Source organism: uncultured Thiodictyon sp., assembly GCF_903946935.1.
GTDB lineage: Bacteria > Pseudomonadota > Gammaproteobacteria > Chromatiales > Chromatiaceae > Thiodictyon.
Genome location: NZ_CAJAXH010000310.1, coordinates 1 through 5,909, shown reverse-complemented (window position 1 = coordinate 5,909; position 5,909 = coordinate 1). Strand labels below are relative to the sequence as shown.

General features: G+C 64.7%; 5 protein-coding genes, 1 rRNA gene and 1 pseudogene. All 7 read left to right on the top strand.

Annotated elements, in window-relative coordinates; all coding sequences use genetic code 11:
• Positions 1-21: 21 nt before the first annotated feature.
• Positions 22-137 (top strand): 5S ribosomal RNA (gene rrf, locus QZX93_RS26120).
• A 115-nt stretch (positions 138-252) separates the two neighbouring features.
• Positions 253-1,176, top strand: a complete 924-nt coding sequence (locus tag QZX93_RS26115; RefSeq protein ID WP_295390176.1) for an ABC transporter ATP-binding protein — start codon at positions 253-255, stop codon at positions 1,174-1,176.
• Positions 1,173-1,958: an ABC transporter permease gene (locus QZX93_RS26110; protein WP_295390179.1), complete on the top strand. Its 786-nt coding sequence runs from the start codon at positions 1,173-1,175 to the stop codon at positions 1,956-1,958. Before QZX93_RS26115 ends, QZX93_RS26110 begins: the two co-directional genes overlap by 4 nt.
• A 136-nt stretch (positions 1,959-2,094) precedes the next feature.
• Entirely contained in the window at positions 2,095-4,512 is a 2,418-nt protein-coding gene (gene mrcB, locus QZX93_RS26105) for a penicillin-binding protein 1B (protein WP_295390181.1), read from the top strand.
• Between the two features lie 3 nt (positions 4,513-4,515).
• A complete protein-coding gene (locus tag QZX93_RS26100) occupies positions 4,516-5,184 on the top strand; it encodes a hypothetical protein (protein ID WP_295395026.1) in 669 nt (222 codons plus the stop codon).
• A 36-nt stretch (positions 5,185-5,220) separates the two neighbouring features.
• Positions 5,221-5,526: a TusE/DsrC/DsvC family sulfur relay protein gene (locus tag QZX93_RS26095; RefSeq protein ID WP_295395024.1), complete on the top strand. Its 306-nt coding sequence runs from the start codon at positions 5,221-5,223 to the stop codon at positions 5,524-5,526.
• Positions 5,527-5,568: 42 nt separating this feature from the next.
• A pseudogene (locus QZX93_RS26090) lies at positions 5,569-5,909 on the top strand (hypothetical protein); the annotation flags it as partial.

Genomic DNA, 5,909 nt, shown 5'->3' with positions numbered 1-5,909 from the left:
GCGGTGCGACCAACCCTTTTTCCTGGCGGCCATAGAGCACTGGAACCACCTGATCCCATCCCGAACTCAGAAGTGAAACGGTGTATCGCCGATGATAGTGTGGGGTCTCCCCATGTGAAAGTAGGTCACTGCCAGGGCCTTATTTGGAAAACCCCCGTGCCGTCAGGCTCGGGGGTTTTGCTTTTGCTCGCGCGACCTTCAACCCGTAGCGGTGCGGGTTGACCGGGTGCGAGCGTGCCGATACCCCCCACCATGACCCCAGCCCTCGAAATCACTCAACTCGTCAAGACCTATCAGGGCGGATTCCAAGCCCTCAAGGGGATTGACCTTGGCGTGGAGGAGGGCGATTTCTTTGCCCTCTTGGGGCCGAATGGCGCCGGCAAGTCCACACTGATCGGCATCATCGCCTCGCTGGTGAATAAGAGCCAGGGTGCGGTGCGGGTCTTTGGCCACGACCTGGATCGGGACCCGGAGGCGGTGAAGTCCTGTATCGGCCTGGTCCCCCAGGAGTTCAACTTCAATCTGTTCCTGCCGGTGGTCGAGGTGGTCATCAATCAGGCCGGCTATTACGGGATCCCGCGCCGGGAGGCGCAAGTGCGGGCCGAGCGCTATCTGCGCCAACTCGACCTCTGGGATCGGCGCGATACCGAGATGCGCCGCCTCTCCGGTGGGATGAAGCGGCGGCTGATGATCGCCCGGGCCTTGGTCCATGAGCCGCGCCTGCTGATACTGGATGAACCGACCGCCGGGGTTGATATCGAGATCCGCCGCTCCATGTGGATCTTCTTGAAGGAGTTGAACGCCCAGGGCACCACCATCATCCTCACGACCCATTATCTGGAGGAGGCGGAGAGCCTGTGTCGCACCATCGCGATCATCAATCAAGGCGAGATCGCTGAACACTCCAGTATCGGCGCCTTGCTCGCGCGCCTGAACACCGAGACCTTCGTGCTGAACCTCAAGGGCGGGGTGGGCGAGTTGCCCCAAGTGGGCGGCTTTGTACTCAGCCAAGTGGATGACTTTACCCTGGAGGTGGAGATGAGCCGGGAGCATACCATCAACGGTCTGTTTGATGCCCTGTCACGTACCGGGATCGAGGTGGTGAGTCTGCGCAACAAGCAGAACCGCTTGGAGCGATTGTTCCTGGACCTGGTCGATGGGCGGTCTGGGTCGTGACTCATCGGTCACAGTGGCGGCGCTATTGGGTCACCTTCACGACGATCCTCACCAAGGAGGTCCTGCGGTTCACCCGGATCTGGGTGCAGACCGTCTTGCCATCGGTGATCACCACGACCCTGTATTTCGTGATCTTCGGTCAACTCATCGGGCAGCGGATCGGCACCATGGACGGCCTGGCCTATCTGGACTTCATCGTTCCCGGGCTGGTCCTGATGGCCGTCATCACCAACTCCTATTCCAATGTTGTCTCCTCGTTTTACAGCAGCAAATTCTCGCGCTATGTCGAGGAGCTCCTGGTGTCGCCGGCCCCGAACTGGGTGATCCTGTGCGGCTACGTGGCCGGTGGGGTGGCGCGCGGATTGACCGTGGGGGCGGCGGTTCTGCTGGTGGCTACGCTGTTTACCGATGTCCACATCTACAGTTTCGGTGCAACCGTCCTGGTGTCGCTCATGACCGCCGTGTTGTTCGCCTTGGGCGGTTTCATCAACGCCGTTTATGCCAACAGCTTCGATGATATCTCCATTGTCCCGATCTTTGTCCTCACGCCGCTGACTTATTTGGGCGGTGTATTCTATTCGATCGACCTGTTGCCCCCGTTCTGGCAGGCGGTCTCCCTGGCCAACCCGGTTCTCTATATGGTCAACGGTTTTCGCTACGGCCTGCATGGGGTCAGCGACATCCCCCTGGCGCTGGCGTTCGGGATCATCCTGGTATTCATCGTCGTGCTTAGCCTGTTCAGTCTAACCCTGCTGCGCCGCGGGGTCGGTATCAAGACTTGAACGCAGTCGCGGCAACCTTGTATCCGGGGGCTGCAAATGGGACTATCAGTGTCTGCCGTTGCCGATTGCCAGCACATCGTGTAATTTTCTTGCGCCAACCAGCCGCGCCCCGCCGAGTGACCCGATCTCAGTGACCATGCCTAGTACCCGCGACCCATCCCGTTACCACCGTCATCCCGCCCCGCCCCCGCGCCGCAGGTTCATTGGATTTATCGTGCGCTGGTCGTTTCTGGCCATGGTCGGCGTCGGCCTGGCCGGGACCCTCTACGGCGTGCATCTCGACCGGGTGGTGCGCGGCAAATTCGAGGGCAAACGCTGGGCCCTGCCGGCCCGGGTCTATGCGCGTCCGTTGGAGATCTACGCTGAACGTACCTTGACGGGCGAACAATTTCAGGCCGAGCTCGGTCGACTGAATTATCGGCAGGTCACTGATCCTACTGCGGACGGGACCTACAGCCGCACCGGCGAGCACTTCCAGGTGCATACCCGTAGCTTCCGCTTCTGGGACGGCGAGGAGCCTGGACGCCTGCTGGACCTGGATCTGAAGGACGGCAAGGTGGCCGGCTTACGCGATGCGGGCGATGGATCGTCCCCCGCCTTGATCCGCCTCGAACCGGCCCTGATCGCCAGTATCTACCCGACGCACAATGAGGACCGGGTCCTGGTGCAGCGCAAGGACCTGCCCGACCTCCTGGTGAAGACCTTGATGGCGGTGGAGGATCGCAGTTTCTTGAGCCATTACGGGGTCGACCCACGCGGCATCATTCGTGCCAGCTATCACAACCTGCGTGCCGGCGGGGTGGTGGAGGGTGCCAGTACCCTCACCCAACAATTGGTCAAGAATTTCTATCTGACCGCCGACCGGACCATGGTGCGCAAGCTCAACGAGGCCTACATGGCCCTGCTGTTGGAGTGGCGCTACAGCAAGGACGACATCCTGGAGGCCTACGCCAACGAGATCTATTTGGGTCAGGACGGTCGTCGCGGGATCCATGGTTTCGGTCTGGCGAGCAGCTTTTTCTTCAACCGTAACCTGGACGAACTCGGTATCCCGCAGACCGCCCTGCTCGTTGGTCTGGTGCAGGCCCCCTCGAGCCTAGACCCACGGCGCTTCCCGGAGGCCGCGCTTAAGCGGCGTAACCTGGTGATCGACGTGATGGTGCGCGACGGCGTCATCACCGCCGCCGCGGCGGACGCGGCCAAGGCCGAACCGCTGGGATTGCGCGATGGCGGTGGGCGTCCAACCGGCGAATACCCCGACTTCATTGCATTGGTGCGCCGCCAGTTGCAGCGCGACTATAAGGACGAGGACCTGCGTTCCGAGGGCCTGCGCGTGTTCACCACCCTGGACCCGCTGATCCAAGTGACGGTCGAGGCGGCCTTGCCGAAGCGGTTGCGTGAATTGGAAAAGTCCCGCGGTATGCGGATTGGCACCCTGGAGACGGCCGCGGTGGTTACCTCGGTCGCCAATGGCGAGGTGTTGGCCTTGGCGGGCGGGCGCGAGGCCGGTTATGCGGGATTCAATCGGGCGCTCGATACCGTGCGCTCCATCGGTTCATTGGTAAAGCCGGCGGTCTATCTCACCGCCTTATCAAAGCCGGAGCGCTATACGCTGACGACCAGCATCCCGGATGAACCCTTTAGTTTAAGGGTCGGTGGGCAGCTCTGGTCGCCCAAGAATTACGATCACTCGGTCCACGGCCCGGTGCCGCTTTATCTGGCCCTGGCACATTCGTGGAACCTGGCGACCGTCAACCTGGGGATGAGCCTCGGGGTCAAGGCGGTGGCGGATACGCTGTATCGTCTGGGCGCCCAGCGACCCATCGTCACGGTCCCGGCGATGATGCTGGGGTCGGTCGCGCTGTCGCCCTTGGAGGTCGCACAGATGTATCAGACCATCGCCGCCGGCGGCTATCGCGCCCCCTTGCGGGCGATCCGCGAGGTCATGGACGCCAACGGCCGCCCGCTGAACCGTTATCCCCTGGCGGTGGAGGCGGTGGTGGACCCGCGGGCGGCCTTCCTCACCGGTTGGGCCATGCAGCGGGTGGTGCGGGAGGGGACCGCTAAGTGGCTGGGCAACCGGCTGCCCGCCAGCCTGACCATGGCCGGCAAGACCGGTACCACCGACGATATGCGTGACAGTTGGTTTGCCGGTTTCAGTGGCGACAAGGTCGCGGTGGTGTGGGTGGGGCGTGACGACTACAAGCCCACTGGCTTCGCCGGCGGGACCGGCGCGCTACGCGTCTGGGCGGAGTTCATGCTGGCCATCCCGAACGAGCCGCTGCAGCAGTCCCCACCGGAGGGGGTCGTCCTGTCCGGCGCCTGCGGCCGTTCCGGAGTACCCTATATTGTGGGCAGTGGGCCCGCGGGGGGGAGTTGTGCCGACACGGATGACACCCCGGCCGTGGCCAGACGCGCGGGTGCGCCCCGTGCCCCAGCAGTGGGTGCTCAGGCGGCTGAGGCCCCGGCGCGGGTCCCCGCCCCGGCGCCCCAGCGCGTGCCCGCGGCGGCACGCAAGGCCCCGGTCGAAAATGTCTTTCTGGATGATTTTTAGCCGATGTCTAATGCCATTCGTCTCTTCGCTTGCATCGCTCTGCCCCTGTGCGGGTTCGCCGGCTGCGCCCTGGAGCCGCGCGACGGGCCGCCGGCGCCGGTTGTGACCATTGCGACCGGCGCAGATAGCCCGCCGCCGGTGACTCAGTATCAAGCCGAGCCGGCGCCGCCGGCCGCGCCAGCCGCGCCGGCCAAACCCAAGCCGAAGCCCGCGGTGGCCAGACCCAAGGAGGCGACGGTCTACGCCTACCGCGATCCGGCGAGCGAACCTGAGCCGGAGCCTGCCGCGGAACCGGATGAGGCGCCGACCCTCGCCGCTCCGACCCCGCCGGTCCGACGCGTCCCGACTGCGGCCCAGCCAGCCCCGGTGCAGGCGGCCAAGGCACCGACGGTCGCGGCAGCGGCCAAGCCCCAACCCAAGTCACCGGCCGCGGCGACCCCACCGAAGGCGCCGCCCCCCGCGGCTCCGGCGGCCCCCAAGGCGACGGTTCGTGCGGCCCCCGCCACACCGGCCAAACCGCCCGTTGAGGTTGCTGCCGTGACCCCGGCGGCCCCGAAGGCCGCGCCGGCGCCACGCCCGGCGCCCCCGGCCCCCGCGCCGCGTCCGGTCGAGCGGGCCAGCCCCGCTCCGGTCAGGCCGGCCGCCCCGCCGCCGGACGAACTGCCGTCTTAACCTGTACCTGTTTCCCGCCTGGAAGGAGTTCCCGCGATGACCACAACCGCTGCCAACCTCCGATTGGATGGGGAGGGCTTCCTGCTCGACCGCGATGACTGGAGCGAAGAGATCGCCGTGGTGCTGGCCCGCACGGACGACTTCACGATCACCCCACAGGTGATGGATTTGATCCGCCAGGCACGCGCCATGTACGAGCAGGACGGCGTGGTACCGCCCATCCGCATCTTCGCCAAGAAGCAAGGCATGACCACCAAAGAGCTCTACGACCTCTTCAAGAAAGGCCCGATGAAGCTCATCTGCAAATGGGGCGGCCTGCCCAAGCCCACCGGTTGCGTCTGACCCACCTGACTCACGCCAGTCCCGCACACCGTTCCCAAGACCATGTCATCCCAACTCCTGTGGGCCGCCGGCCTCGGCCTCTACGTCCTTGCGGTCCTCTTCCTCACCCTGATCCCCTACCGGGCCATGGTCGGCCGCGGGATGGAACCGATCCGGGCGGTCTACTACAACCGCAAGATCGTCCACATGCTGGCCGGCGGCGTCAGTTCGCTGCTGGTGCCCCTGGTCTTCACCGACCCCTGGTATCCGTTGGTCGCCGGGCTGCTGTTCACGCTCGTCACCTACCTCACCCATCACCTCTCGGGCTGGCGGATGTACTGGTTCCAGACGACGGACAACACCAACGATGTGAAGTTTGCCCTGATGTGGGCGCTCTCCGTCTC

What these genes read in the sequence shown, in the direction of transcription:
- QZX93_RS26115 (WP_295390176.1), top strand. Translation starts at nt 253, where the DNA reads ATGACCCCAGCCCTCGAAATCACTCAACTCGTCAAGACCTATCAGGGC.
- mrcB (WP_295390181.1), top strand. Translation starts at nt 2,095, where the DNA reads ATGCCTAGTACCCGCGACCCATCCCGTTACCACCGTCATCCCGCCCCG.
- QZX93_RS26100 (WP_295395026.1), top strand. Translation starts at nt 4,516, where the DNA reads ATGTCTAATGCCATTCGTCTCTTCGCTTGCATCGCTCTGCCCCTGTGC.
- QZX93_RS26095 (WP_295395024.1), top strand. Translation starts at nt 5,221, where the DNA reads ATGACCACAACCGCTGCCAACCTCCGATTGGATGGGGAGGGCTTCCTG.